We start from the raw sequence: 18,287 nt of genomic DNA, 5'->3' as shown, positions 1-18,287 counted from the left end.
GGCCGTTTTCGGGCGTTGGCGCGACACCGGGACGCGCCGCCCTCGGACCGTTGAGCGGCGGGCGGGGTCCGGTCGAGGCGCGCATGCTGTATGAAAGTCCGGCTTGGCAACCGGCTCCCCGATTCGAAGAAGGAGACGCGTGGACGGGCGATTGACCCTCGGGGCGCATCGGGCCATGAGGCGCCGGCAGGCGGAGCGGGCGGAGCGGCGGATCTTGACGCGGCACGGAATGATCGAGGTCGGGTTCGGACCGGATGGCGCGCGGGCGCTGTTCGCGGCGCCGGCCGAGGCCCTGATCGCCACGCGGCACGAGGAGGTGCCCGGCGCCATCGCACGGGCGGAGGCGATGCTGGCGCGCGGGAAATGGATCGCGGGCTACGCCAGCTACGAACTCGGCTATGTGCTGGAGCCGAAACTCGCGCCGCTCATGCCGGCCGAACGGCGAACGCCGCTCATCTGCCTCGGCGTCTTCGACGCGCCCCGCCCCGCGCCCCCCGCGGAGCCGGGAGGCCGGCTCGGCCCCTTCACCCCAAGGTGGGACTATGCCACCTATGCGCGGGCCTTCGCACGGGTCGCCGAGTACATCCGCGCGGGCGACATCTATCAGGCGAATTTGACCTTCCCGCTCGACGGGCGCTGGGAGGGCGATCCGGCTGCGATCGCGGCCGCGCTCGCCGCGCACCAGAAGGTCGGTCATGACGCGCTGGTCACGCTCGGCCCGGTGACGCTGATCTCGCGCTCGCCCGAACTCTTCTTCGCCCTCGATGGCGCCGGCGGGATCGAGACCCGGCCGATGAAGGGCACCGCGCCGCGCGCCGAGGACCCGGCGGAGGACGCGGGCCTGGCCCGCGCGCTCGAAGTCGACGAGAAGAATCGCGCCGAGAACCTGATGATCGTCGATCTCCTTCGCAACGACGTCTCGCGCATCGCGGAGATCGGCTCGGTCGCGGTTCCGGAGCTCTTCGCCGTCGAAACCTATGCGACCGTGCATCAGATGGTGAGCCGGGTGACCGGGCGGCTGTTGCCGGGGACGCGGCTCGGTGGCATTCTCGGCGCGCTCTTTCCTTGTGGATCCGTGACCGGGGCACCGAAGGTCCGTGCCATGGAGGTCATCCGCGAGCTGGAGCCATGGCCCCGCGACGCCTATTGCGGCGCGATCGGCTGGATGGCGCCGGACGGACGCGCGGCCTTCAATGTCGCGATCCGGACTCTGGCGCTCCATTCGGGCGGGACAGCCGTGCTGAATGTCGGAGGTGGGGTCGTGGCGGACAGCCTGGCTCGGAGCGAATACGAGGAGGCTCTGTGGAAAGCGCGATTCGTCCAGGCCTGCCCAGGGACTTCAGATTGATCGAGACATTCGCCTGGCGCCGCAACCCGGGCTTCCTGAACCTTGAGATGCATCTCGCGCGGATGGAGCGGGGCGCGCGACTCTTCGGTTTCGGCTTCGACCGTCTCCGCATCGATGCCGCGCTCGAGGAGGTGACGCGCGGCTCGACGCCGCTCAGGGTGCGGCTGACGCTCGGGCGGGACAACCTGCTCGAGGTCTCGGCGCAGGCCTTCACGCAAGGCCCGCCGATCTGGAACATCGCCGTCGCCCGCGACCGGCTCGACCCGGCGGACCCCTGGCTCCGGGTCAAGACGACGCAGCGCGCGCTCTACGACCGGACACGGGCCAATCTTCCGCCCGAGATCCACGAGATGATCTTCCTCAACCATCGCGGCGAGGTCTGCGAGGGCACGATCTTCAACATCTTCGTGAAGCTCGGGGACGAACTCCTGACACCGCGGCTCTCCTGCGGCCTGCTGCCGGGGGTGCTGCGTGAAAGCCTGCTCAGAAGCGGCCGGGCGCGCGAGGCCGTGCTGCGGCCCGAGGATCTGAGCGGCGGCACGGTCATGCTCGGCAATTCGCTGCGCGGCCTCTGTCCGGCGCGTCTCGTGCGGCCCGCGGCGACGCTCGCGCGCATGTAGGGGATCGTCTCAGTGCGTTTCGCGGTGGCGAAGCTTGCGCGCGGGGGGATGCCCGGTATAAGTCGGCGCGTCTTTCGCGGCCCTCCATTTCAGTCAGGAACCGGCTCATGCACGCCTATCGCTCCCATACCTGCGCGGCCCTCCGCGCCGCCAATGTCGGCGAGACCGTCCGTCTCTCGGGTTGGGTGCATCGCGTGCGCGATCATGGCGGCGTGCTCTTCATCGACCTGCGCGACCACTACGGCATCACCCAGGTGATCTGCGACGGCGACAGCGCCGCCTTTCCGGTGCTGGAAAAGGTCCGGGCGGAATCGGTGATCCGGATCGACGGCGAGGTGAAGGCGCGCGCCCCCGAACTGGTGAACCCGAAGATCGAGACCGGCGAGATCGAGGTCTACGCCCGCGAGGTCGAGGTGCTCTCCGCCGCCGACGACCTGCCGCTGCCGGTCTTCGGCGAGACCGAATACCCGGAGGAAACCCGGCTCAAGTACCGTTTCATCGACCTCCGCCGCGAGGGGCTGCACGCGAATATCATGCTCCGCGCCCAAGTCATCGCCTATCTCCGCGATGCGATGCGCGCTCAAGGGTTCACGGAGTTCCAGACGCCGATCCTGACCGCCTCCTCACCCGAGGGTGCGCGCGACTTCCTCGTGCCCTCGCGGCTGCATCCGGGCAAGTTCTACGCGCTCCCGCAGGCGCCGCAGCAGTTCAAGCAGCTCACGATGATCGCGGGCTTCGACCGCTACTTCCAGATCGCGCCCTGCTTCCGCGACGAGGACCCGCGCGCCGACCGCTCGCCGGGCGAGTTCTACCAGCTCGACATGGAGATGAGCTTCGCGACGCAGGAGGACGTGTTCTCGGTGATCGAGCCGGTCATGCGCGGCGTCTTCGAGGAATTCGGGCAGGGGCGCCCGGTCACGAAGGAATTCCCCCGCATCGCCTATCGCGACGCGCTGCTCTGGTACGGCTCCGACAAGCCGGATCTGCGCAACCCGATCAAAATGCAGATCGTCTCCGAGCATTTCGCGGGCTCCGGCTTCAAGGTCTTCGCCTCGCTCCTGGAACAGCCCGGCACCGAGGTCCGCGCCATCCCCGCGCCTGGCGGCGGCAGCCGCAAGTTCTGCGACCGGATGAACGCCTATGCCCAAGGCGAGGGGCTGCCCGGCATGGGCTATATCTTCTGGCGCAAGGGCGAGAGCGGCGCGATGGAAGCCGCGGGGCCGCTTGCGAAGAACATCGGCCCGGAGCGGACCGAGGCGATCCGGCTGCAACTCGGACTGAACGAGGGCGACGCCGCCTTCTTCCTCGGCGGCAAGCCCTCGAAATTCGAGGCGGTCGCGGGCAAGGCGCGCAACGTGATCGGCAAGGAACTTGGCCACACGCTCGAGGACCGCTTCGACTTCGCCTGGATCGTCGATTTCCCGATGTACGAGCGCGACGAGGACACCGGCAAGCTCGACTTCAGCCACAACCCGTTCTCGATGCCGCAGGGCGGGCTCGAGGCGCTCGAAAGCGGCGATCCGCTCGACGTGCTCGGCTATCAGTACGACATCGTCTGCAACGGCGTGGAGCTTTCCTCGGGCGCGGTGAGAAACCACAAGCCCGAGATCATGTACCGCGCCTTCGAGGTCGTCGGCCACGACCGCGCCTTCGTCGACGCCCATTTCGGCGGCATGCTCTCCGCCTTCCGCTACGGCGCGCCCCCCCACGCCGGGATCGCGCCGGGCGTGGACCGGATCGTCATGCTGCTCGCAGGCGCCGAGAACATCCGCGAGGTCATCATGTTCCCGATGAACCAGCGCGCCGAGGACCTTATGATGGGCGCCCCGAGCGAGCCGACGAACGAACAGCTCAGGGATCTGGGGCTGCGGGTGGCGCCGAAGGGGTGAGGCGAGGCTGGCGCTTCGCAATAGGATGGTCGTTCGGGTACGGCGCATCGAGAGAGCGACCATTTCTCAGCTTCTGACGGGCGTTACTTCCACACAAAACCCTGTCGCGGAGGCGGGCAGGCCCGCCATAGTGCTTTCCCAAACTATCAATGAGCGCTTCAAATGCGATTGGCGGTGCCTTCCAGCAATTCCAAATGTGGTAAGGCTCGCCCGTGTCGGGGGCGATGCCTTCCGGAAGCAGGGTATGCACGTCGCCGATCCACTGGTCGAGGTGGGCTTGGGTCAGACCCAGTGCTCCGCGAAGATCGGCGGAGTAAGCAAGGGAAGCACCCATCAGTTTATCGGAGAACCTCGTTCCTCGAAAATCAACCGCGCTGAGGTCAGAGCCTTCTAGACGCACATCGCGTAGGTGCGCGTCCCGAAACCGTGCCCACCAAAGGACTGCTCCCTGCATTTGGGAGTTCCAAAGGTCCGCGCGTTCGAAATCTACCTCCCTAAGATCCGCATCTTGCAGACTGGTGCGCCAAAGCCGCGCGCCAGCCATCCGCGCCCCTCGGAGGTTTGCCTGCTCGATGTGCGCCCCGGTAAGGTCGGCCGATTCCAATTGCGCACCGTTGAGGTTCGCATCGTCCAATCGCGCATCTCGGAGGTCCGCGTTCTTCATTCGTGACGCCGAGAGGTTCGCACCCGTCATCTGTGCTCTCCAAAGGCTCGCCCCGTCCATCTGAGTCCCGCCCAGGTTTGCCCAATCCATCTTGGCCTGCTGGAGATTTACGTCCTCCATATGAGCACCGCTAAGATCTGTCCCTTGCAGCCTAGCTCCATGAAGGTCCGCCCCGACGAGTGAGACGCCGGCCGCCGAAGCACGACGCAGGTCACGGCCAGCGAGATCGAATCGCGGAGGGAGCGTCACGCCATTGAGATTGGTGCGGGCAAGAAAGATCCCCTCCTCGGTACGAGCCCAACTCATGAGTGCCAGCAAAGCTCCTGCCAGAACCGCGGTTTCTCCACGAAGGAATCGCGACCAGCCAAGCGGCGATGTCGCGCCGAGCGTGTTTTCGGCGTGCCACCAACTGGTGAACCCCACAACGAGGCTGAGCCAGAGGCACGCTCCGATTACCAGCGTCAGCCATTCCTCATGCGCCGGCATCGAGCGCCACCACGCGAAGGCGAGCACGAATGGCCCCGCCGCCCAGACAAGCAGGCGCGTCACCCAGTCGTTGAGCCACCACAAAGGTCGCGCGCGGGTGATCGGGTCACCGCGTCGGATCAGGGCGAAGTCGTTGACGAGCCAGTGGTGCGTCGCATCCGCGTCCTCGGTCCGGGCCTCGCCATGGGCGTCCCAGAGCTTGATCAGGAACAGGTGCAGGTAGATGTAGAGCGCCGCGCCGAGGACCGGGGCGGTCCAGAAGAAGCTCGCGGTCGGGATCGCGACGTTGACGAGCGGCAGGTCGGTCTGGCGCGAGGGGACGAAGAAATCCGCGTCCCTGACGCCGAGAAGCGTGATGCCGACGAAGACGAGATAGCCCATGAGGGTGAACCACGCCGTCCGGGCAAGTTGCGAGAGTTCGTTGATCCGTTCGATCCGGGCCTTCTTCGTCTCGGGCTCAATCGGGGGCGATCCGCTGGCGGCCATGGCAAATCCGGGTCGGCAAAAGCGCATTGAAAACGTGGGCCGTCTCAGCTTAGGCCGGGCCCCGTCCCGAGACAAGCGAAGCGCGAGGGACGCCGGAATGGACCAGAAACATCCGCCCTTCGACACGGCCTCGGTGCCGGTCCTCATCGGTGTGCTCGACCGGTCCGAGACGATGCCGCGCCATGCCGAGGAAGACCTCGGGCCCGGCTGGTGGATCAGCCGTCGAGGTAGTCCGAGACCAGCAGGCGGGTCGGGGCGCTGTCTTCCTCGACCTCGGCGAAACGGCCGATGGGCTCGCGGAACACGTTGTCGGTCCGGTCGTCGTTGACCGTCGAGACCTCGCAGACCAGGCAGTCCTTCCCCTCGGCCCAGAAGGCGTGCCAGATCCCGGGCATCAGAGTCACGCTCTCTCCCGGCGTCAGGCGGATGCGCCCGCCGGCGTCGACCTCGCGCATGACGCCGTCGCAGGGCACGGCCACGCGGGCGGTCTCGTCGATGCCGCCATCGGCGGTCGGCGCGAAGAGTTCGATCACGAGGTCGCCGCCGCCCCGGTTGATGATGTCCTCGGCCTTCAGGTCGTGGCGATGCATCGGCGACAGCTGGTTCTCGCGCGAGATCATCACCTTCTCCGCGTAGAGCATGCCGCGCCCCTGCCGCAGATCCGCGAGCGCGCCATTGCGGGTGGTGAAGAGGAAGAGCCCCATCTCCTCGAACCGGCCGTCGCCGTAATCGGTGATGTCCCAGCCGAGGCCGCGCGCCCGGATCAGGCTGGCTTCCCGCCCGCGGATGCGCTCGGGCGTCCAGTAGGCGAAGGGCGGCAGGATCATGCCGTGGGAGCGGATGAAGGCATCGCCCTCGGCGATGATGTCGTTGATCTCGGAGCGTTTCATGTGAGGTCACCCGTGGTGATGAGTTCGGTTTTCGCCAGCTGCTGGCATGAGGTGGCGTCGGCGCCGTCGATCACGCGCAGCAGCAGGTCGGCGAGCGCCCACCCCGCCCGTGTGCGCGAGAAATGCGAGGCGTGGACGCGGCTCGCGACATAGCTGGCCAGATTGGTCCCGGACCGGAGCGAGAAGCCGATCCGGTCGAGATCGGCGCGGGCATGGTCGCGGACGCCGGCGCGGGCGCCGAGGAAGGCGAGTTCGTTCACGCAGACGAAGGCGTCGGCGCCCCGATCCAGCAGCTCGGCGCTGGCCTGCCGGGCAATGTCGGCGGCCGGTTCGGAATGGTGGCGCAGCCCGGGATCGGGCTCGAGTCCGTGGTCGCGGAGCGCGCGTTCATAGCCGCGCACGCGCTGACGCACGAAGGTGTGACGCGGGTCGCCGTCGATCAGCGCGATCCGGCGGTGACCGTCGCGCAGCAGCGCGTCGGTGCCCTGCCAGGCGGCGAATTCGTTGTCGATGTCGAACCACGGATGGTCCGACAGAAGTTCGGTCCGGCCGAAGGTCACGAAGGGGAAACCCTCTTCCAGCAGGTATTTGACGCGATCATCCTGAAGTTCGGTGTGATCGAGGATGATGCCGTCGGCCAGCCTGCCGCGAACGACCTCGCGCACCCGGTCGAGCGCCTGCCCGCCCGGATCGACGGGGACCGCGCGCACGGCGTAGTCGGTCCCCGCGAAACGGTGATGGATGCCGTTCAGAAGACCGACGGAGCCGGAATCGCCCACCTCCTCGGAGAAGCCGAGGAAGGCCATGGCCACGAAGGTCTTGCCCGTCCTGAGCTTGGCACCTTCGAGATTGCGGACATAGCCCATGCGCTCCGCGGTCTCGCGGACCTTGCGGACCATCTCCGGACTGATCCGGTGGCCGTCCTTCAGGGCCCGCGCGACCGTGGTGACCGAAACGCCCATCTCGGCCGCGATCGATTTCAGCGTCGCGGGCGGGCCGGGCTTTCGCGCCATGTTCATCCTTTCAGCACCCCGACCCCGGGTTCGCGCGGCGGCAGGTGCGAGCTTCGGGTCCGAAGCGCGGTCAGCGTGCGCGGCCGGCCCGGAAGCAGCGTGATACAGTTGTCGGACCAGACTGTATCGCCGCCGTGATCCCACGTCACCCAGGGCGCGGGGCGGTCGGTCGAGAGCGTCACCTGTTCCCGGCCATCGGCCCCCCGGGACCGTGTCGCCGTGATCCGGGGCGTGCCGAAATCATAGTCCTTCGGCCGCAGGGGCAGGTATTCGTTCTCGCCCGAGTGCTCACCCGAATTCTGACCGGACGGATCGCCCTCGGCGCTCCAGTCGAAGTGCAGAAACGCGTCTCGCGCCAGCGTGCCCGGCTCCAGCCGCGCCAGTTCGACGGCGCGGTCGGTGGGGCATTCCGCCGTCCAGGCGCCGATATCGGTCCTCTCGCCGCTTACCCGGACCGCGCGCGCCGAGACGCGGAGCGTCACCGGCGCGGGCGTGTCGTTCACCGCCCAGAGTACGATCGCGCCGCTCTCCGCGTCGGGCTGGGCCGTGACCAGAACCGGCGCGTAGAAGCGCTTGGCCACGTAGTGCAGCGACTTCCAGCCGCCGCCATATTCGAGACCCGACCAGCTCGCCACCGGCCAGGTGTCGTTGAGCTGCCAGTAGAGCGTGCCCATGCAGCGCGGCTTGTTCGCGCGCCAGAACTCGATCGCGGTCTTCATCGCGAGCGCCTGGCCGATCTGGCTGAGCCAGGCCATGTCCGCGAACCCCTCGGGGAAGCGGAAATAGCGGGCCAGCGTCTCGACGATCCGGCTGTTGCCGCCGGGGTTGCGCTGGTGGACATCCATGACCCGCGACGACACGTTGCGGTCGGCCGGATCGGTGAAACTCTCGATCACGCGCATCGAGGGGAAGGACTGGAAGCCGAATTCGGAGCAGAAGCGCGGGCGCACCGTCCGGTAATGCTCGAAGTCCTTGGCCGAATGCCAGACGTCCCAGAAATGCATGTCGCCGGAGGTGTCGTCATGCCAGCCGTCGCCGAAGTTGAGCGGCCCGACCGAGGGCGAGGAGGGCCACCAGGGCGCGTCGGGAGCTTCGTCCCGCATCGCCTCCTCGAGCGCATGGTTCAGCCGGTCGTACATCGCGAGGTAGCGATCCCGGTCGGCCTTGCTCTCCTTGTACCAGTTGAGCGCGCCGATGAGCTCGTTGTCACCGCACCAGAGCGCCACGCAGGGATGGGCTGAGAGGCGGCGGATCTGCTGGCGTGCCTCGCGCCGCACGCTGTCGAGCCAGTCGCGGTCGGCGGCGGGGTAGAGGTTGCAGGCGAACATGAAGTCCTGCCAGACCAGCAGTCCGCGCTCGGAGCATTGCCGGTAGAACCAGTCCGGCTCGTAGGAGCCGCCGCCCCAGACGCGGAGCATGTTCATCCCGGCCTCGACCGCGCTCGCGAGCAGATCGGCGACGGCTTCCGGTGTCGCGCGCGCCGGCAGGGCGTCGGCGGGGATCCAGTTCGCGCCGCGCATGAAGATCTCGCGGCCGTTGACGCGGAAGGCGAAGCGGTGGCCGATCTCGTCGGCGTCGGTCACGAGTTCGACGGAGCGCAGCCCGATCGGGAACTGGCGCGCCTGATCGCCGAGGCGAACCTCGACATCGTACATCTCCTGCGCGCCATGGCCGGCGGGCCACCAGAGACGCGGGGTCTCGATCGTCGCGCCGAGGGTCACGCGGTTCTCGCCGGGCCAGAGCTGGACCTCGCGCAGGATCTCCTGTCCGTCGATGCGCAGCAGCGCGCGCACCGTCGCCGGGCGGGCGGCATCGGCGGTCAGGATCGCCTCGACCCGGACCGCGCCGCCCTCGTGGTGCTGGCGGATCATCACATCGTCGAGCCGGATCGGATCGGTGCGCCGCAGGCGGATGCCGCCGTGGACGCCGATCGGGCTCAGCGCGATGTTCCAGTCCCAGCCGGCGTCGCACTGCGGCTTGCGGAGGAAATTGTAATGCGGCAGCCGGTTGTTCCAGGTCAGATACGGGACCGGGAAGGGGAAGGCCTCCGCCTTCTCCGCCGCCACGGCGGAATTCGACAGGAAGCGGATCGAGAGGCGGTTGGGCCCGGCCAGAAGCGCGTCGGTCACGTCGAGGTCGTGGCGCAGGAAGGCGCTGCCGAGCCGGCCGATCTCCTGTCCGTTCAGGCTGACGACCGCGTGGCAATCGACGCGGTCGAGCGTCAGCGTGTGGCGGCCCGTGACCGGCCCCGGCAGATCGAAGCTCCGCTCGACGAGCCATTCGCTCTCATGGACCCAGTCCAGATCCGGCTCGCGGTCGCGCATGTAGGGGTCCTCGATCAGCCCCGCCGCCAGGAGCGCCGAATGCACGTCGCCGGGAAAGTCGATGGCGAGCCGCTCCTCGCCGCCGATGCGTGCGAGGCTCCAGCCAGTGTCGAGGCAGATGTCGGTCAGGCTGTTCTGAATGTTCATGGCAGGATCCCCGCGGGCGTCAGAGGTGGGCGCCGGTGTCGGTGTCGAAGAGATGGGCGTTCGAGAAGTCCCAGGTGATGGACTGTTCGCCGCCGGTTTCGAGATGATGCAGGCCGGGCACGCGCAGGCGCAAGCTCTGGTCGCTGAAGGAAAGTTCGACCGAGGTCTCCGATCCCATCGGCTCGCAGAGCTCGACCACATGGCCGCTGGTGACGATGCCCGCCTCGGTCGCCCCGATGGTCAGGAACTCGGGCCTGACGCCGAGGATCGCCTCGCGCGGCGCGGTGATCGGCCTGCGCGCCACGCTGGCGGGCAGGGGGAGAACCCGGCCGCTGGCGCGCGCGGCGTAACCGCCCGCGGCGGGCTCGACTCTCACCCGGAGCGCGTTGATCTCGGGCGTGCCGATGAAGCGGGCGGCGAAGAGCGTGTCGGGCTGCGAATAGAGCTGGTCGGGCGTACCCAGCTGCTCGATCCGGCCGCCGTTCAGGAGCACGATCTTGTCGGCGAGCGTCATCGCCTCGATCTGGTCGTGGGTCACATAGGCGATGGTGGCACCCAGCACCTTGTGGATGCGCTTGAACTCGGTGCGCATCTCGGCGCGGAGCTTCGCATCGAGATTGGAGAGCGGTTCGTCGAAGAGGAAGAGCGCGGGGTGGCGGACCATGGCGCGGCCGATGGCGACGCGCTGGCGCTGGCCACCGGAGAGCTGGCCGGGCTTGCGGTCGAGGTGCTGGTCGAGCTTCAGGATCGCGGCGACACGATCGACCTCGGCCTTGATGGCATCGCGGCCCGTCTTGCGGATACGCATGCCGAAGGCGATGTTGTCGAAGACCGACATGTGCGGATAGAGCGCGTAGGACTGGAACACCATCGCGATGTCGCGGTCCTTCGGGTCGAGATGGGTGACGTCGCGGCCGGCGATGCGGATCGCGCCTTCATGCTCCAGCTCCAGCCCCGAGATCAGCCGGAGCAGGGTCGATTTCCCGCAGCCGGATTCGCCGAGCAGCACGAGGAACTCGCCCTTGCCGATCGACAGTTCGATGTCGCGGAGCACCTGGACGGCGCCGAAGGACTTGCTGACATTGTTGATGTGAAGACCGGGCATCAGGCGAACTCCCTCTGGGCGGGCATGGCGGCGGCGAGCGCCGGCGCGAGCGTCTGGTTGATGAGAAGGCAGGGGATGGAGAGACCGAAATAGACGAGGATCAGCGGCTGCTGGGAGCCGGCCCAGAGGGCGAGCGGCAAGAGCGGTGCGAGCGCGACATGGCGGAGCGGCGCCAGTCCGAACCCGGCGCGGGCATTGGCGAGCGCGTCCCCCGCGCCGCCGCGCAGCTTCGCGACGACGACGAGCGTGGCGAGCGCGAAGCCCGACATCAGGAGCGCGGCGGGCAGGAGGAAGGCCGAGGCGATGACCGGCAGGACCAGCGCCAGCGCCAGCGTCCCGGCGACCACCGCCAGGACCGGGAGCGCCGAGAGGTTCGCCGTGGCGAATTCGCTCCGGTACTGCTGCCACATGCCGCGCACGAGCTCTCCGGCGGTGAGGCGATCGAGACGCGCGGTGGCCCAGAGCGCCGCGACCAGCGCGGGGGCGAGTCCGAGGAGGCCGAGCCCGAGCACCGTCAGGCCGAGCGCGGCGAGGTTGATCGCGGCCAGCTGCCAGAGGCGGGTGGTGAGGGTGACGACAAATCCGTTCATCGCCGTCACCCCTTCACCGCGCCGCGCATCATGCCGGAGACGATCTGGCGCTGCAGGACCATGAAGATCACCAGGGTCGGCGCGATGACGATGACGATACCGGCCATCAGGATCGCCTCGGTCGCCGAGGACATCATGTCGGAGGCCTTGTAGAGCAGCATCGACACCGTCGATTGCTCGACCCGGGGCGTGTAGAGATAGGGCATGATGAAGTCGTTGTAGATCGCGATCGTGCGCAGGATCACGACCGTCGCGATCGCGGGCGTCATCAGCGGCAGGATGATCTTCCAGTAGATCTGGAAATAGCTCGCCCCCTCGATCCGCGCGCTCTCATCGACCTCGCGGCTGATCGAGCCGAGGAAGGTGATGAAGATGTAGAGCGACACGATGTCGGCGCCGGAATAGAGTACGATCAGCGCCCATTTCGAGTTCACGAGGCCGAGGCCCAGCATCACCTGATAGAGCGAGACCTGCGTCGTGATCGCGGGCACCGCCATGACGATCACATAGGTCAAGAGGATCAGCCGGCGGCCCGGGAAGCGGAACCGGTCGATCACATAGGCGGCCATCGTGCCGACGAGAATGATGATCGCGAGCGACACGACCATGACGAAGATCGTGTTCCAGAAGGCGAGGCCGATCGGCTGGCGCGCGATGAAGTCGGCGTAGTTGGCGAGATTGGTCCAGTCCGCCGGCAGGTCGGTCTTGGCGCCGCGCAGCATTTCGAGCGGCGTCTTGAACGAGCTCATGAAGACGATGAGCAGGGGCGCGATCACCAGGATCGAGGCGAAGATCAGGGCTCCGTAGTGGAACGAGGTCCAGAAGACCTTGGCCGGGGTCAGGTGCCGGCGGCGCCGGCGGGCGGGTTTCGCGGCGGGAATGTCGACGACGGCGGTCATGCGCGGGCTCCTCTCTCGAACAATGCGCGCTGGACGACGATGGCCAGCATGACGAAGCAGAGCAGGATCACGGCCATGGCCGCGGCCATGCCGACACGGCGGAATTCGAAGGCTTCCTCGAGCGTGGCCATGACGAAGGTCTTGGTGTCATTGGCGCCGGCGGTGATGAGGAAAGGCACGTCGAAGACTTCGAGCGCCCCGACCGTCGCGAGGATCAGTTGCAATCCGAGGACCGGGGCGATGGTCGGCAGCGTGATGTGCCGGAACCGCTGCCATTCGGAGGCGCCTTCGATATGGGCCGCCTCGTACTGGTCCTGTGGCACCGCCTGCAGCGCGCCATAGGTGATGAGCAGCTGGAAGCCGAGGTAGCGCCAGACCGAGGCGAAGACGAGCGACCATTTGACGACATCCGGGTCCTGTACCCATTCCTGCGTGAAGGCGCCGAGACCGACCAGCGCCATCAGCGCGTCGAGGCCGCCGTCGATCTGCAGGAAGTCGCGGAAGACGATCGAGGTCGCGACCGAGTTCAGCACGAAGGGCAAGAACAGGATCATCCGGAAGAGGTCGGAGCCCGGCATCCTGCGGCTGAGGATCACGGCGAAATAGGTGGCCAGCGCCAGTTGGATCACGCCGCCCACGAAATAGTAGAGCGAATTGACGAGCGGGCTTAGCAGTTCGCGGTCCTCGATGAGCACGCGGCGGTAGTTGGCGAGGCCGACGAAGTTCTTGTCGGGAGACAGGCCGTCCCAGTCGGTCAGCGACAGCCAGACCAGCTGGATCGCCGGCCAGAGCGAGAAGACGGTCAGAAGCGTCAGCGGCGCGATCAGAAAGGAGATGATCACCAGGCGGCGCTGCGTCTGCGCAGTCAATATGGGCATGAGCGGGCACTCCTCCGGTGCGGGTGGCACGAGGCGCGAGGTGGGGATGAGGTTCGGGAAATTCGGTGGAAGGCCCGGCGACGGGATGTTCGTCGGGCGGCCGGGCCTTCGACGGGGCTACTGGCCGATGGCCTTGGCCCAGCGGTCGTTGACCGCGGCGACGGCGGCGTCGAAATCGGACGCCAGCACCAGATCGCGGATATAGGTGCCGTTCATGAAGTCGAGCCGCGCATCGGCCATCGCTTGCGTGAATTCCGACGAGGGCGTGCCGGCGCGGATCTCCACCGGATGGGCGTCGAAGAGTTCCCGGAGCTGCGGCATGGTGATTTCGCGGCTCGGATCGGCGGGGATGAAGCCCGCGGCCTCGGCGACATCGGTCTCGGTCAGGATGAACTCGATGAAGGCCTTGGCCGTCGCCTTGTTGTCCGATTTGGCCGAGACGCCAAGCGCCCAGTCGGGGTTGAGCACGATCGAGGGCTCGCGGCTGTCGTCGGTCGGCAGCGGGAACATGCCGAGGTCATCGCCCGCGTTCTCGATCCCGAGCGCCTCGGCGGCGGTGATCACCTGCGGCACCGACCAGTTCGCCATGAACCACATCCCGGCCTCGCCCGCGCCGAGCAGCATCTGGGACTCCGCCCAGTTGTTCGCGGTGTGATCGCGCTCGGCGCAGCCGGCGTCGAACAGCTCCTTCACGAAGCGGACCGACTTGCCGTAGGGCTGGTCCGCCGCGTAGGGGGCGGGCTCTGTGAGCATGGTTTCGTAGTAATCGCCGTCGCCCGCGAACATGAGCGCCGCCTTGTCCCATTGCTGCATCGGCCAGCCCGCGCCCATGTTGAGCAGCATCGGCGTCAGCCCGGCCTCGGTCAGCTTCTCGCAGGCGGCGAAGAGCTCGGTCCTGGTTCGCGGCGGCTCGGTGATCCCGGCCTTCTCGAAGGCCCGCTTGTTGTAGACGACGCCCTCGGCGTTGACGCCGTAGATGTAGCCGTAGACCTCGCCGTCGAAACTGTAGCGGTCGACGAAGGAATTCGTCTTCGCGAGGCCGAGGTCGGAGATCGGCGCGTAATATTTCGGATAGTCCGAGGTCGGGATATTGCCGAGCACGTTCAGGACATCGCCGTAATCGCCCGATGCGATGCGCGTCGGCATCTCCTTGGCGTAATTGGACACGCCGACGACCTCGACTTCCGTGCCGGGATACTTCTCCTCGAAGGTCGAGGACCATTCGGCCCACTTGCCGTTGTCGACGAAATTCGTGAAATGGGTGTAGAAGGTGATCTTCCCCCCGATTTCGCCGTCCTGCGCGTGAACCGCGCCCGCCGCGGTCACCACGCCCGCCAGGGCAAGCACGGGCAAATTCCGAAGCACTGCCATCATTCTCCTCCCGTTCGGGTCGCACCCGATTGATGTGACATTGACTGGTGTAACGTTGTACCAAATTCATACCAGCATGGATTTGGAAGTCAAGTTTCTTGGTGCATCGTTACATCAAGTCGCGATTGCGCGGGGGAATCGAAGGACTTGGCCCGACCCGCGCCGCCCCCGAAGCCCGGTGTGACGTCGATCGCGAGGGGCGTCGGAGGCAGGCAGGCGGCGAATCGCTCGCGAAAAGGCCCCGCCTTCTGGTCGGAGAAGGCGGGGCCTCGGGTGTCGGTGTGAGTTCGCGGAAACCGGTCCGGGCCGCGCGCCGGTGCCCCGGCGGGCCGGTCCTGTCAGACCTTTTCGGTGAGATCTGGGACGACCTGGAACAGATCGCCCACCAACCCGTGGTCGGCGACCTGGAAGATCGGGGCCTCCTCGTCCTTGTTGATGGCGACGATGACCTTGGAATCCTTCATCCCCGCGAGGTGCTGGATCGCGCCCGAGATGCCGACGGCGACGTAGAGCTCCGGCGCCACGACCTTGCCGGTCTGGCCGACCTGCCAGTCGTTGGGCGCGAAGCCCGAGTCCACCGCCGCGCGCGAGGCGCCGACCGCCGCGCCGAGCTTGTCGGCGAGCGCCGCGATCAGCGCGAAGTTCTCCTCCGAGCCGACGCCCCGGCCGCCCGAGACCACGCGCTTGGCCGAGGTGAGCTCCGGACGGTCGCTCTCCGCCACCTGGTCCGAGACCCAGGACGAGAGCCCCGGATCATCCGCGAGGCTCGCGTCCTCGACCGAAGCCGACCCGCCGTCGCCGGCGGCCTCGAAACTCGCGGTCCGGACCGTCATCACCTTCTTTCCGTCCCGCGACTTCACCGTCTGGAAGGCATTGCCGGCATAGACCGGACGCTCGAAGGTCTCGGCGTCGATGACGCCCGAGACATCGGGGATGATCATCACGTCGAGGAGCGCCGCGACGCGCGGCATCACGTTCTTCGCATCCGTCGTCGCCGGTGCCGCCACATGATCGTAGTCGCCGGCGAGGCTCACCATGAGCGCCGCCGTCGGCTCCGCCAGCCGGTGGCCGTAGCGCGCATCCTCGGCGACCAGCACCTTCGCCACGCCGTCGATCGTCGCGGCCTCGCCGGCAGCGTCCTTCGCATGCGCGCCGGCGCAGAGCACCGTCACATCGCCGAGGGATTTCAGCGCATTGACCGCCTTCGCCGTCGCATCGCGGTTCAATTCGCCGTTGGTCACTTCACCGAGCAGAAGAACGGCCATCAGAGCACCCCCGCTTCCTTGAGTTTCGACACCAGCTCGTCGACCGAGCCGACCTTGACCCCGGCCTGCCGCGTCGGCGGCTCGGCGGTCTTGACGATCTCGAGCCGGGGCGTCACGTCGACGCCGTAATCGGCGGCGGTCTTCTCCTCCAAGGGCTTCTTCTTCGCCTTCATGATGTTGGGGAGGCTCGCATAGCGCGGCTCGTTGAGGCGCAGGTCGGCGGTGACGATCGCCGGCAGCTTGACCTCGATCGTCTGCAGCCCGCCATCGACCTCGCGGGTGACCCTGGCGCTCTCGCCCTCGATCGCGACCTCCGAGGCGAAGGTGGCCTGCGGCCAGCCCATGAGCGCCGCCAGCATCTGGCCCGTCGCGTTCATGTCGTTGTCAATCGCCTGCTTGCCGGCGATGACCAGCTTCGGCTGCTCCTGATCGATCACCGCCTTCAGGATCTTCGCCACCGCCAGCGGCTCGATGTCCTGGTGCACGTCATCGGCGGCGACGACGAGGATCGCGCGGTCGGCGCCCATGGCGAGCGCGGTCCGCAGCGTCTCCTGCGCCTGCTTGACCCCGATCGAGACCGCGATCACTTCCTCCGCCGCGCCCTTCTCCTTCAGCCGGATCGCCTCCTCGACCGCGATCTCGTCGAACGGGTTCATGCTCATCTTCACATTCGCAAGGTCGACGCCGGAGCCGTCACCCTTCACCCGAACCTTCACATTGTAGTCGATCACCCGCTTAACGGGCACCAGGATCTTCATGATTTCCTCCTTCGGTTTCCAGTGGGGTCCGCGGACCATCCCGGTCCGCGATCCAGGTCGCTTCCTCAGGCGAGCTTCTCGTTCGGCGCGGTGGCGGGAGGCATGTCGGCCTCGACCACGATCGCGCTCCGGCGGTGATCGATCATGATGACCGCGATCATTCCAAGCAGACCGGCGAGGGCGATGACCATGAAGTTCTGCTCCAGCGGCAGGTTCAGGCTGACGATGACGCCGATCACGATCGGGGCGAGGATGGCGCCCGCGCGGCCCACGCCGGAGGCGAAGCCGACGCCGGTCGAGCGGATCTCGACGGGGTAGAACGAGCCGGCATAGGCATAGGCGAGAAGCTGGGTACCCAGCGTCGAGGCGCCGACCACGAAGACGACGAGGAACAGGAGTTCCGTCGACCGGGTGTAGCCCATCAGGGTCAGCGAGATCGCCCCGACCGCGTAGAAGATGATGAGGACGGTCTTGATGTTGTAGCGGTCGCCGAGCCAGCCGCCGAACACCGCGCCGATCATCGCGCCGAGATTGAAGACGATGACGAAGTTGAGCGCGGAGCCGAGGCTGTAGCCGGAGAGCGCCATCAGCTTGGTGAGCCAGGAGCTGAGCGCGTAGGTCATGAACAGGCCCATGAAGAAGGCGAGCCAGATCATCACCGTGCTGAAGCCGCGGCCGTCCTGGAAGAGACCCGAGATCGGCGCGTCGCCCCGTCCCGCCGGCGCGGTGAAGACCGTCTCCCGGGTCACATGCGCCTCGGGGGCGAGGCGGGCGACGGTGCCGCGCAGTTCGTCGATGCGCCCGGTCTTGATCAGGAAGGGCATCGATTCCGGCATGGTCCTGATGATGAACGGGATCAGGAGAACCGGCAGGCCCGCGGTGTAGAAGACCGACTCCCAGCCCCAGCTCTCGATCAGCTGCTTGCCGACGGCGGCGACGAGGATGCCGCCGATGGAATAGCCGGCGAAGACCAGCGTCACCAGCCGCGAGCGGAGCTTCCCGGGCGCGAATTCCGCCATCTGGGCGGTNGTCAATCGCCTGCTTGCCGGCGATGACCAGCTTCGGCTGCTCCTGATCGATCACCGCCTTCAGGATCTTCGCCACCGCCAGCGGCTCGATGTCCTGGTGCACGTCATCGGCGGCGATGACGAGGATCGCGCGGTCGGCGCCCATGGCGAGCGCGGTCCGGAGCGTCTCCTGCGCCTGCTTGACCCCGATCGAGACCGCGATCACTTCCTCCGCCGCGCCCTTCTCCCTCAGCCGGATCGCCTCCTCGACGGCGATCTCGTCGAACGGGTTCATGCTCATCTTCACATTCGCAAGGTCGACGCCGGAGCCGTCACCCTTCACCCGAACCTTCACATTGTAGTCGATCACCCGCTTCACGGGCACCAGGATCTTCATCGCGTGCTCCCCTTCTTCCGCCCGCTCAGGCGGTTCCGTCTCGATCATCGCGGCCCGGTCCGGCGCCGTTTCCGGCGCCGTTTCTGGCGCCGATCTGGCGACGCCGCCGGGCAGCGCGTGCGACAGAATGTGGTCTAAGGGTGGCCTCGG

The 18,287-nt window shown here is 67.2% G+C and carries 15 protein-coding genes and 1 pseudogene; 3 read left to right on the top strand and 13 right to left on the bottom strand.

The window, feature by feature from the left end; genetic code table 11:
* The first annotated feature begins 229 nt into the window (after positions 1-229).
* The 3 genes from ACLJK8_RS00985 (at position 230) to aspS (ending at position 3,857) form a co-directional block, all read left to right on the top strand.
* Complete coding sequence (locus tag ACLJK8_RS00985; protein WP_413148263.1) at positions 230-1,348, top strand: aminodeoxychorismate synthase component I; 1,119 nt, start codon at positions 230-232, stop codon at positions 1,346-1,348.
* Complete coding sequence (locus ACLJK8_RS00980) at positions 1,345-1,968, top strand: aminotransferase class IV family protein (RefSeq protein ID WP_413148084.1); 624 nt, start codon at positions 1,345-1,347, stop codon at positions 1,966-1,968. Before ACLJK8_RS00985 ends, ACLJK8_RS00980 begins: the two co-directional genes overlap by 4 nt.
* A gap of 107 nt (positions 1,969-2,075) precedes the next feature.
* The gene (gene aspS, locus ACLJK8_RS00975) at positions 2,076-3,857 is read left to right on the top strand and encodes an aspartate--tRNA ligase (protein ID WP_413148083.1); all 1,782 of its coding nucleotides are present in this window, start codon (positions 2,076-2,078) and stop codon (positions 3,855-3,857) included.
* On the opposite strand, the gene ACLJK8_RS00970 is transcribed toward aspS, so the two are convergent.
* The 13 genes and pseudogenes from ACLJK8_RS00970 to ACLJK8_RS00910 all read right to left on the bottom strand — a co-directional run.
* Entirely contained in the window at positions 3,820-5,493 is a 1,674-nt protein-coding gene (locus ACLJK8_RS00970) for a pentapeptide repeat-containing protein (RefSeq protein WP_413148082.1), read from the bottom strand. The genes aspS and ACLJK8_RS00970 overlap by 38 nt on opposite strands.
* 215 nt (positions 5,494-5,708) lie before the next feature.
* Positions 5,709-6,383: a D-lyxose/D-mannose family sugar isomerase gene (locus ACLJK8_RS00965; RefSeq protein WP_413148081.1), complete on the bottom strand. Its 675-nt coding sequence runs from the start codon at positions 6,381-6,383 to the stop codon at positions 5,709-5,711.
* Complete coding sequence (locus ACLJK8_RS00960) at positions 6,380-7,396, bottom strand: LacI family DNA-binding transcriptional regulator (protein ID WP_413148080.1); 1,017 nt, start codon at positions 7,394-7,396, stop codon at positions 6,380-6,382. Before ACLJK8_RS00960 ends, ACLJK8_RS00965 begins: the two co-directional genes overlap by 4 nt.
* A gap of 2 nt (positions 7,397-7,398) precedes the next feature.
* Positions 7,399-9,867 (bottom strand): glycosyl hydrolase 2 galactose-binding domain-containing protein, encoded by a 2,469-nt coding sequence (locus ACLJK8_RS00955; RefSeq protein ID WP_413148079.1) that lies wholly within the window; start codon positions 9,865-9,867, stop codon positions 7,399-7,401.
* A gap of 19 nt (positions 9,868-9,886) precedes the next feature.
* Entirely contained in the window at positions 9,887-10,972 is a 1,086-nt protein-coding gene (locus ACLJK8_RS00950) for an ABC transporter ATP-binding protein (protein ID WP_413148078.1), read from the bottom strand.
* Positions 10,972-11,562 carry a DUF624 domain-containing protein gene (locus ACLJK8_RS00945; RefSeq protein ID WP_413148077.1) on the bottom strand — a complete coding sequence of 197 codons (591 nt, stop codon included), beginning with the start codon at positions 11,560-11,562 and terminating at the stop codon, positions 10,972-10,974. Before ACLJK8_RS00945 ends, ACLJK8_RS00950 begins: the two co-directional genes overlap by 1 nt.
* Positions 11,563-11,567: 5 nt before the next feature.
* On the bottom strand, positions 11,568-12,461 hold the full coding sequence (locus ACLJK8_RS00940; RefSeq protein WP_413148076.1) for a carbohydrate ABC transporter permease: 894 nt from the start codon (positions 12,459-12,461) through the stop codon (positions 11,568-11,570).
* On the bottom strand, positions 12,458-13,339 hold the full coding sequence (locus ACLJK8_RS00935; protein ID WP_413148075.1) for a carbohydrate ABC transporter permease: 882 nt from the start codon (positions 13,337-13,339) through the stop codon (positions 12,458-12,460). The genes ACLJK8_RS00940 and ACLJK8_RS00935 overlap by 4 nt, the downstream gene beginning before the upstream one ends.
* 117 nt (positions 13,340-13,456) lie before the next feature.
* A complete protein-coding gene (locus tag ACLJK8_RS00930; protein ID WP_413148074.1) occupies positions 13,457-14,710 on the bottom strand; it encodes an ABC transporter substrate-binding protein in 1,254 nt (417 codons plus the stop codon).
* A gap of 338 nt (positions 14,711-15,048) precedes the next feature.
* Positions 15,049-15,975 carry an electron transfer flavoprotein subunit alpha/FixB family protein gene (locus ACLJK8_RS00925; RefSeq protein WP_413148072.1) on the bottom strand — a complete coding sequence of 309 codons (927 nt, stop codon included), beginning with the start codon at positions 15,973-15,975 and terminating at the stop codon, positions 15,049-15,051.
* The gene (locus tag ACLJK8_RS00920; protein ID WP_413148262.1) at positions 15,975-16,733 is read right to left on the bottom strand and encodes an electron transfer flavoprotein subunit beta/FixA family protein; all 759 of its coding nucleotides are present in this window, start codon (positions 16,731-16,733) and stop codon (positions 15,975-15,977) included. Before ACLJK8_RS00920 ends, ACLJK8_RS00925 begins: the two co-directional genes overlap by 1 nt.
* A 65-nt stretch (positions 16,734-16,798) precedes the next feature.
* A complete protein-coding gene (locus tag ACLJK8_RS00915; RefSeq protein WP_413148261.1) occupies positions 16,799-17,752 on the bottom strand; it encodes an MFS transporter in 954 nt (317 codons plus the stop codon).
* Positions 17,753-17,762: 10 nt separating this feature from the next.
* Positions 17,763-18,137: pseudogene (locus ACLJK8_RS00910) on the bottom strand (electron transfer flavoprotein subunit beta/FixA family protein); the annotation flags it as partial.
* Positions 18,138-18,287: the final 150 nt, after the last annotated feature.

Origin of the sequence: Amaricoccus sp. W119 (genome assembly GCF_047275745.1) — a bacterium.
Taxonomy (GTDB): Bacteria; Pseudomonadota; Alphaproteobacteria; order Rhodobacterales; family Rhodobacteraceae; genus Amaricoccus.
This window is presented reverse-complemented; position numbering and strand designations above follow the sequence as displayed.